Consider the following 15,902-nt stretch of genomic DNA (forward strand, 5'->3'; position numbering starts at 1 on the left):
CGGCGGCGGACGGTCGGGGCCGGACGGCCGGGGGCACTGGCGTAGTCTGAGCAGCGTCTACGTCCACGCGGTAGACAGAGCCGAGATGAGAGGACGCCGAGGTGCTTGAGACCGCCCTGCCCCACGAGACGGATCTGCAGGCTGTCCTCGACCGTGCCGCCGCCGGGGGCAGGATCACGCCGGAGGAGGCGCTCGACGTCTACCGGCACGCCCCCCTGCACGCCCTCGGTGCCGCCGCCGACGCCGCCCGACGCCGCCGCTACGCCGGTACCGAGCACATTGCGACGTACATCATCGAGCGGAACATCAACTACACCAACGTCTGCGTCACCGCCTGCAAGTTCTGCGCCTTCTACGCCGCCCCCAAGGACACCGCCAAGGGCTGGTCGCGCGATCTGGACGAGATCCTGCGCCGCTGCGCGGAGACCGTCGAGCTGGGCGGCACGCAGATCATGTTCCAGGGCGGGCACCACCCGGACTACGGGGTGGAGTACTACGAGCGGGCCTTCTCCGCCATCAAGAAGGACTACCCGCAGCTGGTCATCCACTCGCTGGGCGCCTCCGAGATCGAGCACATGTCGCGGATCTCCGGCGTCACCGCCGAGGAGGCCATCCGCCGGATCCACGCCGCCGGGCTCGACTCCTTCGCCGGCGCCGGCGCGGAGCTGCTGCCCGCGCGCCCCCGCAAGGCCATCGCGCCGCTCAAGGAGTCCGGCGAGCGCTGGCTGGAGATCATGGAGATCGCCCACGGGCTGGGCGTCGAATCCACCTCCACCATGCTCATGGGCACCGGCGAGACCAACGCCGAGCGGATCGAGCACCTGCGCATGATCCGGGACGTGCAGGACCGCACCGGCGGCTTCCGCGCCTTCATCCCGTACACGTACCAGCCCGAGAACAACCACCTCAAGGGCCGCACCCAGGCCACCCTGTTCGAGTACCTGCGGCTGATCGCCGTCGCCCGGCTGTTCCTCGACAACGTCGCGCACATCCAGGGCTCCTGGCTGACGGTCGGCAAGGAGATGGGGCAGCTCACGCTGCACTACGGCGCGGACGACCTGGGCTCGGTCATGCTGGAGGAGAACGTCGTCTCCTCCGCCGGGGCCAAGCACCGCTCCAACCGGATGGAGCTGATCAACCTGATCCGCTCGGCCGGACGCGTCCCCGCGCAGCGCGCCACCACCTACGAGCACCTGGTCATCCACGACGACCCGGCCAACGACCCGGTCGACGACCGCGTCGTCTCCCACATCGCCTCCACCGCCATCGCCGGCGGCACCGCGCACCCCGAGTTGAAGCTCCTCAACGCGGCCGACTGACCGCCGTGCTCACCATCCACGCCACCCCCGGCCTCGCGGTGGCCGTCGAGGGCGACCGCGTCGTCGCCCTCGGCCCGGCCGGGCAGCTGGAGCAGGCGTACCCGCAGGCGCGGGTGCGGCAGTGGCAGGGCGTGATCGGCCCCGGCCTGCTGCACCGGGGGCCGCTGCCGCCCGCGCCCAGCGCGCGCGAGCGCGTGCACGCCCTGCTGCGCCTCGGTGCGACCGCCGCCCAGCCGGACCAGCTGGCTGATCCGGTGCTGCGCGCCGCCGCGCACCGCAACGGCCTGGCCGTGTCCGACCGATCGCCGGTGCTGGAGGTCGGCGCCCGGGCCGACCTGGCGGTGTTCGCGGCGGACGGCAGCTGCGTCGCCACCGTCCTCGCGGGCCGCCTGGTCCACCGCCGGGCCTGACCGGTCGCACCGTCGCCCTACCGAAGGTGAACAATGTGAGCGTGACCCGAGCCTCCCTGGACAAGCAGCCGCACGAAGTCGCCTCCATGTTCGACGACGTGGCGGCCAAGTACGACCTCACCAACGACGTCCTCTCGCTGGGCCAGACCCGGCTCTGGCGGCGGGCCGTCGCCCGCGCGGTGGACGCCCGGCCCGGCGAGTACGTGCTCGACCTGGCCGCCGGCACCGCCACCTCCTCGCTGCCCTTCGCCGAGGCCGGAGCCACCGTCGTGCCCTGCGACTTCTCCCTCGGCATGCTCCGCGAGGGCAAGCGCCGCCACCCGGAACTGCCGCTGACGGCCGGGGACGCCACCCGGCTGCCCTTCGCCGACGCCGTGTTCGACGCCGTCACCATCTCCTTCGGGCTGCGCAACGTCCAGGACACGGACGCGGCCCTGCGCGAGCTGCTGCGGGTCACCAAGCCCGGCGGCCGGGTCGTGATCTGCGAGTTCAGCCACCCCACCTGGACGCCGTTCCGCACCGTCTACACCGAGTACCTGATGCGGGCGCTGCCGCCGGTCGCCACCGCCGTCAGCAGCAACCCCGACGCGTACGTCTACCTCGCCGACTCCATCCGGGCCTGGCCCGACCAACCGGCCCTGGCCGCCCGGCTGCAGGCCGCCGGCTGGTCCGCCGTCGCCTGGCGGAACCTGACCGGCGGCATCGTGGCGCTGCACCGGGGCGTCCGGACGTAGGAGCCGGCTCAGGCCCGGCCCGAGCCCTCGGGCCAGACCGTGTGCACGTACAGGCCGGCGGCGCGGGCCCGGGCGACCGCGTCGGCGACCGCGCCGCCGGGCTCGCCGTCCCAGACCGCGACCAGCTCGTCCACCAGGCCCAGCAGCGCGGCCGTCCGGTCCAGGCCGGGGGCGAGCCGGTGGACGGCCCGGGCCCGGCGCATCAGCCCGGGGGAGGGGCGCTCCGGGTCGCCGAGGACCTCCAGCGCGCCGCCGTGCTCCAGCACGGCCTCGGCGAACCAGGTCTCCGGCCCCTCGCCCAGCGGGCTGACGCCGACCAGGCCGTAGGTCTGGTAGCCGGTGACCAGCCGCCACAGCTCGCCCCGGACCAGCATCTCGGTGATGTCGGACAGGCCCCGGTGTCCCATGACGCCGATGTGCATGCGGTCCCCTCGTGAACTGACGCGGCTGCCGGTGGTGGATCCGGTTCAGGGTAGGCGCATCTCCTAGACTGCGCAGTGGCCCCCAAGGGCCTTCCGACGAGAGCAGCAGGAGTCCAGGGTGTCGCAGGTGACGCAGCAGACCGCAACCGTCGAGGCTGAGGCCGATGTGATCGTGGTCGGGGCGGGCCCTGCGGGCGCGGCCACCGCCTACCACCTGGCCCGGGCGGGCCTGGACGTGCTGCTGCTGGAGAAGTCGCAGTTCCCGCGCGAGAAGGTCTGCGGCGACGGCCTGACCCCGCGCGCCACCAAGCAGCTGGTGGACATGGGCATCGACATCTCCGAGGAGGCCGGCTGGCTGCGCAACAAGGGCCTGCGGATCATCGGCGGCGGCGTCCGGCTGGAGCTGGACTGGCCCGAGCTGGCGAGCTTCCCCGACTACGGCCTGGTCCGCAAGCGCGCCGACTTCGACGAACTGCTGGCCCGGCAGGCCGAGAAGGCCGGGGCCAAGCTGCACGAGCAGTGCACCGTCACCGGCCCGGTGCTGGACGAGCGCACCGGCCGGGTGGTCGGCGTCACCGCCAGGATCGGCGAGGGCGCCGCCAAGGACCGCCGCGAGGTGGAGTTCCGGGCGCCGCTGGTGGTCGCCGCCGACGGCAACTCCACCCGGCTGTCGCTGGCCATGGGCCTGCACCGGCGCGAGGACCGGCCGATGGGCGTCGCCTACCGCACCTACTTCACCTCGCCCCGCAGCAACGACGACTACCTGGAGTCCTGGCTGGAGCTGTGGGACCGGCGCGGCGGCCAGGAGAAGCTGCTGCCCGGCTACGGCTGGATCTTCGGCATGGGCGACGGCACCAGCAACGTCGGCCTCGGACTGCTGAACACCACCGCCGCCTTCAAGGACATCGACTACCGCGAGCTGCTCAAGGTGTGGTGCGCGGGCATGCCCGAGGAGTGGGGCTACACCCCGGAGAACATGACCGAGCCGATCCGGGGCGCGGCGCTGCCGATGGCGTTCAACCGGCAGCCGCACTACACCCGGGGCTTCCTGCTGGTCGGCGACGCGGGCGGGATGGTCAACCCGTTCAACGGCGAGGGCATCGCCTATGCGATGGAATCCGGGCAGATCGCGGCGGGCGTCATCGTCCAGGCGCTGGCCCGGCAGACCGATCTCGGCCGGGAGCGGGCGCTGGAGGCGTACCCGAAGATCCTCAAGGAGGTCTACGGCGGCTACTACTCGCTCGGCCGGGCCTTCGTGAAGGCCATCGGCAACCCGCTGGTGATGCGGATGGCGGCGCAGCACGGCCTCACCCACCCGATGCTGATGCGCTTCGTGCTGAAGCTGCTGGCCAACCTCACCGACCCGCAGGGCGGCGACGCGATGGACCGGATCATCAACGGCCTGGCCAAGGTGGCGCCCCGCGCCTGAGGGCTGCCGGAAGGACACGACCGAGGGGGCGCCGCAGTGTGCGGCGCCCCCTTCGTCATGCCCGGGCGCCGCGGAACGGCGTTCGCACGCCGTCGCGTCAACCGCCCGCAGGGCAGGCCACCCGGGCGGGGGGTGTTTCTCTAGCACGGCCAGTCGGGATCGGCAAAAGTTGCCGTGGATCAGGCACATCTGGTAGCGCGCACACGTTTCACCAGCAGGAACAGGGTGTTCTGCTACCCCTTGTGAACGAAAGCACACGGGTGGTGGCTGATTTTGCCCCTTCATTACTTCTTGATCATTCGTCAGGTGGCGTAGATCACATTGAAGGGGCTGACGCCCGTGTCGCAGATCACATATGAACGGGCATAGGATGCAGCCGTCTTGGGAGCTTGTGAACCGCCTCACATGAGCGGATCACGCCCGCAAGCAGTAAGGACCCGCAGTAACTGACAGGGACAGGCGCCGCCGCAACTGCCTGGGAGGTCGTTCGGTAATGAACGCATATGCGCCGATTCTGGTACTTGGCGCCCTCGCGGCCGCCTTCGCGGTCGGCTCCGTGGCGATGGCCGCGCTGACCGGCCCCAAGCGGTACAACCGCGCCAAGTTGGACGCCTACGAGTGCGGCATCGAGCCCACTCCGCAGCCCGTGGGGGGCGGCCGCTTCCCCATCAAGTACTACCTGACGGCGATGCTCTTCATCGTCTTCGACATCGAGATCGTCTTCCTCTACCCGTGGGCCGTCACCTTCGACGCCCTGGGGATCTTCGGCCTGGTCGAGATGGTGCTCTTCATCGCCACCGTCTTCGTCGCGTACGCGTACGTGTGGCGGCGCGGGGGGCTGGAGTGGGACTGACCTGCGGAGACCCGCGGACCGCCGAGAGCTGAGAGGACACCAGATGGGTATTGAGGAGAAGCTGCCCAGCGGCTTCCTGCTCACCTCGGTCGAGCAGGCAGCCGGGTGGGTCAGGAAGAGTTCGCTCTTCCCGGCCACCTTCGGACTGGCCTGCTGCGCCATCGAGATGATGACGACCGGCGCAGGCCGCTACGACCTCGCCCGCTTCGGCATGGAGGTGTTCCGGGGCTCGCCGCGCCAGGCCGACCTGATGATCGTCGCCGGGCGGGTCAGCCAGAAGATGGCCCCGGTGGTGCGGCAGGTCTACGACCAGATGGCCAACCCCAAGTGGGTCATCTCCATGGGCGTCTGCGCCTCCTCGGGCGGGATGTTCAACAACTACGCGATCGTCCAGGGCGTCGACCACGTCATCCCGGTCGACATCTACCTCCCCGGGTGCCCCCCGCGCCCGGAGATGCTGATGGACGCGATCCTCAAGCTGCACGAGCAGATCCGCCACGAGAAGCTCGGCGCCCAGCGCGTCCGGGCCGAGGCGGAGGCCGAGGAGCAGGCGCTGAAGGCGGTCCCCACCAGCGAGATGAAGGGGCTGCTCCGGTGAGCGACGACAGCACCACAGCAGGCAACCAGGACAGCGGCGTGCCCACCCCGCGCGAGGGCACCGAGCTGGAGATCGTCGGCGTCCGCCACGGCATGTTCGGCGGCGACGCCGGAGTCGGCGGCGGCAGCGGCGACACCTCCGGCTACGGCCGGCTGGTCAGCCCGATCGTCCTGCCCGGCGCCACCCCCCGCCCCTACGGCGGCGACTGGTTCGACGAGGTCGCCGACGAGCTGGAGGGCGCCCTGGAGGAACAGGGCCTGGCGGTCGGCGAGGTGATCGACAAGACCGTCGTGGACCGCGGCGAGATCACCTTCCACATCGAGCGCGAACACCTGCCGCAGGTGATGCGCACCCTGCGGGACGACCCCGCGCTGCGCTTCGAGCTGTGCACCGGCGTCAGCGGCGTGCACTACCCCGGCGAGAAGGGCCGGGAGCTGCACGCCGTCTACCACCTGCGCTCGATCACCCACAACCGGCTGATCCGGGTGGAGACCACCGCCCCCGACGCCGACCCGCACATCCCGTCGACGTTCGACGTCTACCCGACCAACGACTGGCACGAGCGCGAGACCTACGACTTTTTCGGCATCGTCTTCGACGGACACTCGGCGCTGACGCGGATCATGATGCCGGACGACTGGCTGGGCCACCCGCAGCGCAAGGACTACCCCCTCGGCGGCATCCCCGTCGAGTACAAGGGCGCGCAGATTCCGGCTCCCGACCAGCGGAGGTCGTACAACTGATGGCTGCTACACACGGAACGGGCCAGGCCGAGGCGCCCGGCCGGGAGACCACCGAGGGCCGGGTCTACACGGTCACCGGCGGCGACTGGGACGAGGTGGTCACCGCCGCGGCCAAGGCCGACGACGAGCGGATCATCGTCAACATGGGCCCGCAGCACCCGTCCACGCACGGCGTGCTGCGGCTGATCCTGGAGATCGACGGCGAGACCGTCACCGAGGCCCGGTGCGGGATCGGCTACCTGCACACCGGCATCGAGAAGAACATGGAGTTCCGGAACTGGACCCAGGGCACGACCTTCGTGACCCGCATGGACTACCTGACTCCGCTGTTCAACGAGACCGCCTACTGCCTCGCGGTCGAGCGGCTGCTCGGCATCACCGAGGACGTCCCCGAGCGGGCCAGCGTCATCCGGGTGCTGATGATGGAGCTCAACCGGATCTCCTCGCACCTGGTCTGCCTGGCCACCGGCGGCATGGAGATCGGCTCCACCACGCTGATGATCTACGGCTTCCGCGACCGCGAGATCATCCTCGACATCTTCGAACTGGTCACCGGCCTGCGGATGAACCACGCCTACGTCCGCCCCGGCGGCCTGGCGCAGGACCTCCCGCCGGGCGCGCTGGACCAGATCCGCGAGGGCATCAAGACCCTGCGCTCGCGGATGCCCGAGTACGACAAGCTCGCCACCAACAACCCGGTCTTCAAGGCCCGCCTGGTCGACGTCGGCTACCTGGACCTCGCCGGATGCATGGCGCTCGGCGCCACCGGCCCGATCCTGCGCTCCACCGGCCTGCCGCACGACCTGCGCAAGTCCCAGCCGTACTGCGGCTACGAGCAGTACGACTTCGAGGTGCCGGTCGCCGACAGCTGCGACTCCTACGGGCGCTTCCTGATCCGGCTGGCGGAGATGGAGCAGTCGCTGCGGATCGTCGAGCAGTGCCTGGACCGGCTGCGCGGCGGCTCCGGCCGGGTCATGGTCGCCGACAAGAAGATCGCCTGGCCCGCGCAGCTGTCGCTGGGCCCGGACGGCATGGGCAACTCGCTGGACCACATCAGGAAGATCATGGGCGAGTCGATGGAAGCCCTGATCCACCACTTCAAGCTGGTCACCGAAGGCTTCCGGGTCCCCCCCGGCCAGGCGTACGAGGCCGTGGAGTCGCCCAAGGGCGAGCTCGGCGTGCACGTCGTCAGCGACGGCGGCACCCGCCCCTACCGGGTGCACTTCCGCGACCCCAGCTTCACCAACCTGCAGTCCATGGCGGCGATGTGCGAGGGCGGCCAGGTCGCGGACGTCATCGTCGCCGTGGCCGGGATCGACCCCGTGATGGGAGGCGTGGACCGGTGACCACCGAAGAGAGCACCGCCCCGACGATGCTGGGGCTGCCCGAACTGCCCGCGCCGGCGTACCCGGCAGCGGCCCGGGCCCGGCTGGACCAGGACGCCCAGGAGCTGATCGACCGCTACCCGCAGAGCCGCTCGGCGCTGCTGCCGCTGCTGCACCTGGTGCAGGCCGAGGAGGGCTACGTCAGCCGCACCGGCATCCGGTACTGCGCCGAGCAGTTGGGCCTGACCACGGCCGAGGTGACCGCCGTCGCCACCTTCTACACCATGTACCGGCGGCGCCCGGCCGGGGAGTACCACGTCGGCGTGTGCACCAACACGCTGTGCGCCGTCCTCGGCGGCGACCAGATCTTCGCCGAACTCCAGCAGCACCTCGGCATCGGCAACAACGAGACCACCGAGGACGGCCGGGTCTCGCTGGAGCACATCGAGTGCAACGCCGCCTGCGACTACGCCCCGGTGGTCATGGTGAACTGGGAGTTCTTCGACGACCAGACCCCGGAGAGCGCCAAGCAGCTGGTCGACGAGCTGCGCGCGGGCCGCGGCGAGCAGGTGCGCCCCACCCGTGGCGCGCGGCTGTGCAGCTTCAAGGACACCGCGCGCATCCTCGCCGGGTTCCCCGACGAGCGCCCCGGCGCGGTGGACGAGTCCGGCGCGGGCGGCGCGGCCACCCTGGCCGGGCTGCGGCTCGCGCGCGGCGAGACCCTGTCCGGCGCGGGCGGTGCCACCCGGGTGGTCGCCCCCCGGCACGAGAAGCCGCCGCGCGACGGGCAGCCCCCGGCGGACGCTCCCGCCGACGCCCCCGCCGACGCCTCCGCGCCCGGCCCGGCCCGCACCCCCAGCGCCCACGACGCCGAACCCCCGGCGGACACCTCCGCCTCCGACCCGGCCCACCCCGCCGGACCGGTCCCGGACGCCACCGGCCCCGACACTGCGGGCTCCGACGCCGCGGGCTCCGACGACCAGGAAGGGGCGGCCGAATGACCGCCGAGTCCCCGGAGAAGCTGCTCTCCCCGGTCCTGTCCGCCACTTGGGACGAGGACCGCCCCTGGACGCTGGAGACCTACCGCGCCCACGACGGCTACCAGGGCCTGCGCGCCGCCCTGGCGATGCCCCCGGACGACGTCATCGCCCTGGTCAAGGACGCCGGACTGCGCGGCCGCGGCGGCGCCGGCTTCCCCACCGGCATGAAGTGGCAGTTCATCCCGCAGGGCGACGACAAGCCGCACTACCTGGTCGTCAACGCCGACGAGTCCGAGCCGGGCACCTGCAAGGACATCCCGCTGCTGTTCGCCAACCCGCACGCGCTGATCGAGGGCATGGTCATCGCCAGCTACGCGATCCGCTGCGCGCACGCCTTCATCTACCTGCGCGGCGAGACCGTGCCGGTGCTGCGGCGGCTGCACGCCGCCGTCGCCGAGGCGTACGCCGCCGGCTTCCTCGGCCAGGACGTCCTCGGCTCCGGCTTCGACCTGGACATCACCGTCCACGCCGGAGCGGGCGCCTACATCTGCGGCGAGGAGACCGCGCTGCTGGACTCGCTGGAGGGCAGGCGCGGACAGCCCCGGCTGCGCCCGCCGTTCCCCGCCATCGCCGGCCTGTACGCCTGCCCGACCGTGGTCAACAACGTCGAGTCCATCGCCTCCGTGCCCAGCATCCTGCACCGCGGCAAGGACTGGTTCCGCTCCATGGGCAGCGAGAAGTCCCCCGGCTTCACCCTGTACTCGCTGTCCGGGCACGTCACCAACCCCGGCCAGTACGAGGCCCCGCTCGGCGTCACGCTGCGCCAGCTGCTGGAGGTCAGCGGCGGCGTCCGGGCCGGCCACCGGCTCAAGTTCTGGACCCCGGGCGGCTCCTCCACCCCGATGTTCACCGACGAGCACCTGGACGTGCCGCTCGACTACGAGGGCGTCGGCGCCGCCGGCTCCATGCTCGGCACCAAGGCCCTCCAGGTCTTCGACGAGACCACCTGCGTGGTCCGCGCGGTCACCCGCTGGACCGAGTTCTACGCGCACGAGTCCTGCGGCAAGTGCACCCCCTGCCGCGAGGGCACCTACTGGCTGGTCCAGCTGCTGCGCCGGATCGAGGCCGGACAGGGCGTCCCCGGCGACCTGGAGAAGCTCAACGACATCGCCGACAACATCAACGGCAAGTCGTTCTGCGCCCTCGGCGACGGCGCCGCCAGCCCCATCTTCTCCTCGCTGCAGTACTTCCGCGAGGAGTACCAGGCCCACCTCGACCAGGGCCGCTGCCCGTTCGACCCGGCCGCCGCCACGGTCTGGGCGGACGGCCGCCCCCGCGGCGGCTCAGCCGCCTCCACCCACCAGACCGCCCAGGAGAAGGAGGTGCACGCGTGACCGTCACCTCACAGGCTCCCGGCGCGGGTGCCGCCCCGCCGCCGCAGACCCCCGCCGCCGAGGACCTGCTCGCCGTCACCATCGACGGCGTCCAGGTGCAGGTTCCCAAGGGCACGCTGATCATCCGCGCAGCCGAGATGATCGGCGTGCAGATCCCGCGCTTCTGCGACCACCCGCTGCTGGACCCGGTCGGGGCCTGCCGCCAGTGCATCGTCGAGGTCGAGGGCCAGCGCAAGCCGGTCGCGTCGTGCACCATGACCGTCACCGACGGCATGGTCGTCCGCACCCAGGTCAGCTCGCCGGTGGCGGAGAAGGCGCAGCACGGCGTGATGGAGCTGCTGCTGATCAACCACCCGCTGGACTGCCCGGTCTGCGACAAGGGCGGCGAGTGCCCGCTGCAGAACCAGGCGCTGTCGCACGGGCAGGCCGAGAGCCGCTTCGAGGGCGTCAAGCGCACCTACGAGAAGCCGCTGCCGATCTCCACCCAGGTGCTGCTGGACCGCGAGCGCTGCGTGCTGTGCGCCCGCTGCACCCGCTTCAGCGAGCAGATCGCCGGCGACCCCTTCATCGAACTGCTGGAGCGCGGCGCGCTGGAGCAGGTCGGCATCGGGGAGGGCGACGAGTTTCGCTCCTACTTCTCCGGCAACACCATCCAGATCTGCCCGGTGGGCGCGCTGACCTCGGCCGCCTACCGGTTCCGCTCCCGCCCGTTCGACCTGGTCTCCTCGCCGGGCGTGTGCGAGCACTGCTCCTCGGGCTGCGCGGTGCGCACCGACCACCGGCGCGGCAAGGTGCTGCGCCGCCTGGCCGGGGACGACCCGGCGGTGAACGAGGAGTGGTCCTGCGACAAGGGCCGCTTCGGCTTCCGCTACGCCCAGGCCCCCGACCGGCTGACCACCCCGCTGGTCCGGGACGGCAGCGGCGCCCTGGTCCCGGCCTCCTGGCCCGAGGCGCTGGCCGCGGCCGCCGCCGGGCTGGCCGCCGCGCACGGCAAGGCAGCGGTGCTGGTCGGCGGCCGCTCCACGGTCGAGGACGCCTACGCCTACGCCAAGTTCGCACGGGTCGCGCTCGGCACCAACGACGTCGACTTCCGGGCCCGGGTGCACAGCGGCGAGGAGGCCGACTTCCTGGCCGCCGCCGTCGCCGGACGCGGCGTGGACCTGGACGGCACCGGCGTCAGCTACGCCCTGCTGGAGGCCGCCCCGGCCGCACTGCTGGTCGGCTTCGAGCCGGAGGAGGAGTCGCCGATCGTCTTCCTGCGGCTCCGCAAGGCCGCCCGGACCAAGGGCCTGAAGGTCTACGCGATCGCCACCCACCGCTCGCGCGGCCTGGGCAAGCTCGGCGGCGCGCTGCTCCCGGCCGCCCCCGGCACCGAGACCGAGTGGCTGGAGGCCCTGGCCGAGGGCGATCCGCTGGACGGCGACGCCGGGCGCGCCGCCGAGGAGCTGCGCCGCCCCGGCGCGGTGCTGCTGCTCGGCGAGCGGCTGGCGGGCACCCCGGGCGCGCTCAGCGCCGCGGTCCGGCTGGCCCGCGCCACCGGCGCCCGGCTGGCGTGGATCCCACGCCGGGCGGGCGAGCGCGGCGCGGTCGAGGCCGGGGCGCTGCCGGGCCTGCTGCCCGGCGGGCGCCCGGTGACCGACCCCACCGCCCGCGAGCAGACCGCCGCCGCCTGGAACATCGCGCAGATCCCGGCCCGCTTCGGCCGCGACACCGACGGCATCCTCACCGCCGCCGCCAACGGCGACCTGGAGGCGCTGGTGGTCGGCGGCGTGGACACCGCGGACCTGCCCGACCCGGCCGCCGCCGAGGCCGCCCTGGACCGGGTCGGCTTCCTGGTCAGCCTGGAGCTGAGGCCCAGCGCCGTCACCGAGCGGGCCGACGTGGTCTTCCCGGTGGCCGCCGTCGCCGAGAAGGCCGGGACCTTCCTCGACTGGGAGGGGAGGGTCCGGCTGTTCGAGCCGGCCATCAAGGCCGACCAGATGAGCCGCCGCCACCTCGGCAGCGATCTGCGGGTGCTGCACATGCTCGCGGACGCCCTCGACCGCCACCTCGGCCTGCCGGACCTCGCCGCCGCCCGCCGCGAGCTGGACGCCCTCGGCGGCTGGCGCGGCGAGCGCCCGGACGCCCCGAGCGAGCAGGCCCGCCCGCTGCCGCGCCCCGGCGCCGGCGAGGCCGTCCTCGGCGGCTGGCGGCAGCTGCTCGACCACGGCTCGCTGCAGCAGGGCGACCAGGCCCTGGCCGGGACCAGGCACCCGGCCGTGGCCCGGCTGTCGCCCGCGACCGCCGCCGAGGTCGGCATCGCCGACGGCGCGCCGCTGTCGGTCTCCGGGCCCGGCGGCAGCCTCACCCTGCCGCTGCAGATCACCCCGGACCTGCCCGACCGGGTGGTGTGGCTCCCGCTCAACTCCACGCCCGGCGGCGCGGCCCGCGCGCTGGGCCTGCTCCCCGGCCGGGTCGTCGGCCTGGCCCAGGCCGCCCTGCCCGAGGCCCCGGACGCGCCCGGCGCGGCCCCGGCCGCCGGGAACGCCGCCACCACCCATGGAGGGGGTAACTGATGGCCCCGCACGGAGTGCTCCTCGCCGCCACCGAGGACCTGTCGGTGTTCGGCACCGACCCCTGGTGGCTGGTCATCGTCAAGGCGCTGTTCTGCTTTGTGTTCCTGCTGGTCACCGTGCTGGTGGCGATCGTCTGGGAGCGCAAGGTGGTCGCCTGGATGCAGCTGCGGATCGGCCCCAACCGGCACGGCCCCTGGGGCATGCTGCAGAGCCTGGCCGACGGCGTGAAGCTGGCCCTCAAGGAGGACCTGGTCGTCACCGCCTCCGACAAGGTGGTCTACGTCCTGGCCCCGGTCATCTGCGCCATCCCGGCGTTCATGGCCATCGCGGTCATCCCCTTCGGCCCGGCCGACCACCAGATCTCGATCTTCGGCACCCGGACGACCATGCAGCTCACCGACTTCCCGGTGGCCATGATCTACATCCTGGCGGTCGCCTCGATCGGCATCTACGGCATCGTCCTGGCCGGTTGGGCGTCCGGCTCGACCTACCCGCTGCTCGGCGGCCTGCGGTCGGCCGCGCAGATGGTCTCCTACGAGATCGCCATGGGCCTGTCCTTCGCCGCGGTCTTCCTGGACGCCGGGACGATGTCCACCTCCGGCATCGTCGCCGCCCAGCAGCACACCTGGTTCGCCTGCCTGCTGCCGGTCAGCTTCATCGTCTACATCGTCTCCATGGTCGGCGAGACCAACCGGGCCCCGTTCGACCTGCCCGAGGCCGAGGGCGAGCTGGTCGGCGGCTTCAACACCGAGTACTCCTCGCTGAAGTTCGCCATGTTCATGCTTGCCGAGTACATCAACATGGTCACCGTCTCGGCCGTCGCCAGCACCCTGTTCCTCGGCGGCTGGCGCGCCCCCTGGCCGGTCACCGCGTTCTGGGCGGGCGCCAACCACGGCTGGTGGCCGCTGGTGTGGATCATCGTCAAGATCCAGCTGCTGCTGTTCTTCTTCATCTGGCTCCGCGGCACCCTGCCCCGGCTGCGCTACGACCAGTTCATGAAGCTGGGCTGGAAGATCCTGATCCCGGTCTCGCTGGTGTGGCTGGTGATGGTCGCCACCGTGCGCGCGCTGCGCAACCGCGGCGTCGACTACACCAACGTCATCCTGGTCGTCCTCGGGGCGGTCCTGGTGGTGGTGCTGCTGTCGGTGCTGTGGGACATGGTGCGCAGCCGCAGGCAGCCGGAGCCGGAGGCCCCGGCCGCGTTCGACCCGCTCGCGGGCGGTTTCCCGGTGCCCCCGCTGCCGGGCCAGGAGCTGCCGCCCACCCCGCGCCGGCGCTCCCGGACCCCGCAGACCGTCAACGCAGCAGCACTGAAGGGAGGAGACGACGATGCCTGACATGTTGGGCCCCGCCGCCGGCTTCGGCGTGACCTTCTCGGCCATGTTCAAGAAGCGGCTCACCGAGCAGTACCCGGAGTACAAGAAGCCCACCGCGCCCCGGTTCCACGGCCGCCACCAGCTGAACCGGCACCCGGACGGGCTGGAGAAGTGCATCGGCTGCGAGCTGTGCGCCTGGGCCTGCCCGGCCGACGCCATCTACGTGGAGGGCGCCGACAACACCGAGGAGGAGCGCTACTCCCCGGGCGAGCGCTACGGCCGCGTCTACCAGATCAACTACGCCCGCTGCATCCTCTGCGGCCTGTGCATCGAGGCGTGCCCCACCCGGGCGCTGACGATGACCAACGAGTACGAACTGGCCGACAGCAGCCGCGAATCGCTGATCTACACCAAGGAGCAGCTGCTGGCCGGCCTGACCGAGGGCATGGTCGAGTCCCCGCACTCGATCTTCCCCGGCATGGACGAGGGCGACTACTACCGGGGCGCGGTCACCGAGGCCGCCCCCGGCACCGTCCGGCAGACCGCCGTCAGCAAGGGCGAGACGCCCGAGGGCGCCGAGGGCGCGGACGCCGCCGACGGTCCGGCCGAGCAGAACGGGGAGGTGCCGGTATGACCTACCTCGCCACCCCGCTGACCGGGGCCGCCTCCACCGGTGAGGCCGTGCAGTTCTGGGTGCTGGCCGTGGTGGCCGTCGCCGGGGCGCTGGGGATGGTGCTCTGCCGCAAGGCGGTGCACTCGGCCCTGTGCCTGGCGGCGACCATGCTGGCGCTGGCCGTCTGCTACATGGCCCAGGGCGCGGTGTTCCTGGGCGTCGTGCAGATCGTCGTCTACACCGGCGCGATCATGATGCTCTTCCTGTTCGTGGTGATGCTGGTCGGCGTCACCGCCGAGGACGCGGTCAAGGAGCCGCTCCGGGGCCAGCGCTGGGCCGCGGTCCTGGGCGGCCTGGGCTTCGGGGTGCTGCTGATCGCCGGTATCGCCAACGCCCACCTGCGCACCTTCAGCGGCCTGTCGTCGGCCAACTCCGGCGGCAACGTCCAGGGCCTGGCCCGGCTGATCTTCACCCAGTACGTCTGGGCGTTCGAGGTCACCGGCGCGCTGCTGATCACCGCCGCCATCGGCGCGATGGTGCTGACCCACCGCGAGCACACCGAGGTCCGGCAGTCGCAGCGCGAGCTGGCCGAGCAGCGGGTCCGGCTCGGGCAGCAGATCACCCCGCTGCCCGCGCCCGGCGTGTACGCCCGGCACAACGCCGTGGACATCCCCGGGCTGCTGCCCGACGGCACGGTCTCCGAGCTGTCGGTCAACCCGACGCTGCGGGCCCGCGGCCAGATGCGGGACGTCAGCGGCGAGATGCTGCGGCGGATGGACGAGCTGGAGACCGGCACCGCCGACTGGCTCGACCGCAGGACGCCCGAACCGCGCCGCTCCGCCGAACTGGCGAAGCCCGCGCCGACACCGGCCGCACCCGAGCAGGCAGAGGAGTCGTCCGAATGAACCCCGTCAACTACCTCTACCTGGCCGCGCTGCTGTTCACCATCGGCGCCGTCGGCGTCCTGGTGCGGCGCAACGCCATCGTGCTGTTCATGTGCGTGGAGCTGATGCTCAACGCCTCCAACCTGGCCCTGGTCACCTTCTCCCGGCTGCACGGCAACCTGGACGGCCAGATCATCGCCTTCTTCACCATGGTGGTCGCCGCGGCCGAGGTCGTCGTCGGCCTGGCGATCATCGTGAGCGTCTTCCGCACCCGTCACTCGGCCTCGGTCGACGACACCAACCTCATGAAGCTGTAGCGGCGGAGGC

16 protein-coding genes are annotated in these 15,902 nt (G+C 72.0%); 15 read left to right on the top strand and 1 reads right to left on the bottom strand.

Going from position 1 to position 15,902, the window contains the following annotated elements; translation table 11 throughout:
- Positions 1-116: 116 nt before the first annotated feature.
- The 3 genes from mqnC to GXW83_RS03705 are packed head-to-tail and all read left to right on the top strand — an operon-like array spanning position 117 to position 2,463.
- Positions 117-1,319, top strand: coding sequence for a cyclic dehypoxanthinyl futalosine synthase (gene mqnC, locus GXW83_RS03695; protein ID WP_182447058.1), 1,203 nt, complete (start codon positions 117-119; stop codon positions 1,317-1,319).
- A 5-nt stretch (positions 1,320-1,324) separates the two neighbouring features.
- On the top strand, positions 1,325-1,729 hold the full coding sequence (locus GXW83_RS03700) for a hypothetical protein (RefSeq protein ID WP_182441471.1): 405 nt from the start codon (positions 1,325-1,327) through the stop codon (positions 1,727-1,729).
- Positions 1,730-1,770: 41 nt separating this feature from the next.
- Entirely contained in the window at positions 1,771-2,463 is a 693-nt protein-coding gene (locus GXW83_RS03705) for a demethylmenaquinone methyltransferase (protein ID WP_182447059.1), read from the top strand.
- An 8-nt stretch (positions 2,464-2,471) separates the two neighbouring features.
- Here GXW83_RS03705 and GXW83_RS03710 read toward each other — a convergent pair whose 3' ends face one another.
- Complete coding sequence (locus tag GXW83_RS03710; RefSeq protein WP_182441472.1) at positions 2,472-2,885, bottom strand: hypothetical protein; 414 nt, start codon at positions 2,883-2,885, stop codon at positions 2,472-2,474.
- A gap of 127 nt (positions 2,886-3,012) precedes the next feature.
- Between GXW83_RS03710 and GXW83_RS03715 the strand changes: the two genes are divergently transcribed.
- The 12 genes from GXW83_RS03715 to nuoK all read left to right on the top strand — a co-directional run bounded on the left by GXW83_RS03715 (position 3,013) and on the right by nuoK (position 15,892).
- Entirely contained in the window at positions 3,013-4,314 is a 1,302-nt protein-coding gene (locus tag GXW83_RS03715) for a geranylgeranyl reductase family protein (protein ID WP_182447060.1), read from the top strand.
- Positions 4,315-4,807: 493 nt separating this feature from the next.
- Positions 4,808-5,167: an NADH-quinone oxidoreductase subunit A gene (locus tag GXW83_RS03720; RefSeq protein ID WP_182441473.1), complete on the top strand. Its 360-nt coding sequence runs from the start codon at positions 4,808-4,810 to the stop codon at positions 5,165-5,167.
- A gap of 43 nt (positions 5,168-5,210) precedes the next feature.
- Positions 5,211-5,765, top strand: coding sequence for an NADH-quinone oxidoreductase subunit B family protein (locus GXW83_RS03725; RefSeq protein ID WP_182441474.1), 555 nt, complete (start codon positions 5,211-5,213; stop codon positions 5,763-5,765).
- A complete protein-coding gene (locus GXW83_RS03730; RefSeq protein WP_182441475.1) occupies positions 5,762-6,508 on the top strand; it encodes an NADH-quinone oxidoreductase subunit C in 747 nt (248 codons plus the stop codon). Before GXW83_RS03725 ends, GXW83_RS03730 begins: the two co-directional genes overlap by 4 nt.
- Positions 6,508-7,854, top strand: a complete 1,347-nt coding sequence (locus GXW83_RS03735; protein WP_182441476.1) for an NADH-quinone oxidoreductase subunit D — start codon at positions 6,508-6,510, stop codon at positions 7,852-7,854. Before GXW83_RS03730 ends, GXW83_RS03735 begins: the two co-directional genes overlap by 1 nt.
- Before the next feature lie 26 nt (positions 7,855-7,880).
- Positions 7,881-8,834 (top strand): NADH-quinone oxidoreductase subunit NuoE, encoded by a 954-nt coding sequence (gene nuoE, locus GXW83_RS03740; RefSeq protein WP_182447061.1) that lies wholly within the window; start codon positions 7,881-7,883, stop codon positions 8,832-8,834.
- Positions 8,831-10,207, top strand: a complete 1,377-nt coding sequence (gene nuoF, locus GXW83_RS03745) for an NADH-quinone oxidoreductase subunit NuoF (RefSeq protein WP_182441477.1) — start codon at positions 8,831-8,833, stop codon at positions 10,205-10,207. The genes nuoE and nuoF overlap by 4 nt, the downstream gene beginning before the upstream one ends.
- Positions 10,204-12,762, top strand: a complete 2,559-nt coding sequence (locus GXW83_RS03750) for an NADH-quinone oxidoreductase subunit G (RefSeq protein ID WP_182441478.1) — start codon at positions 10,204-10,206, stop codon at positions 12,760-12,762. The genes nuoF and GXW83_RS03750 overlap by 4 nt, the downstream gene beginning before the upstream one ends.
- Entirely contained in the window at positions 12,762-14,099 is a 1,338-nt protein-coding gene (gene nuoH, locus GXW83_RS03755; RefSeq protein ID WP_182441479.1) for an NADH-quinone oxidoreductase subunit NuoH, read from the top strand. The genes GXW83_RS03750 and nuoH overlap by 1 nt, the downstream gene beginning before the upstream one ends.
- Positions 14,092-14,712: an NADH-quinone oxidoreductase subunit NuoI gene (gene nuoI, locus GXW83_RS03760; RefSeq protein WP_182441480.1), complete on the top strand. Its 621-nt coding sequence runs from the start codon at positions 14,092-14,094 to the stop codon at positions 14,710-14,712. Before nuoH ends, nuoI begins: the two co-directional genes overlap by 8 nt.
- A complete protein-coding gene (locus GXW83_RS03765; protein WP_182441481.1) occupies positions 14,709-15,596 on the top strand; it encodes an NADH-quinone oxidoreductase subunit J in 888 nt (295 codons plus the stop codon). The genes nuoI and GXW83_RS03765 overlap by 4 nt, the downstream gene beginning before the upstream one ends.
- On the top strand, positions 15,593-15,892 hold the full coding sequence (gene nuoK, locus GXW83_RS03770; protein WP_182441482.1) for an NADH-quinone oxidoreductase subunit NuoK: 300 nt from the start codon (positions 15,593-15,595) through the stop codon (positions 15,890-15,892). The genes GXW83_RS03765 and nuoK overlap by 4 nt, the downstream gene beginning before the upstream one ends.
- The last annotated feature ends 10 nt before the right edge of the window (positions 15,893-15,902 follow it).

Origin of the sequence: Streptacidiphilus sp. PB12-B1b, from assembly GCF_014084125.1 — a bacterium.
Classification (GTDB): domain Bacteria; phylum Actinomycetota; class Actinomycetes; order Streptomycetales; family Streptomycetaceae; genus Streptacidiphilus.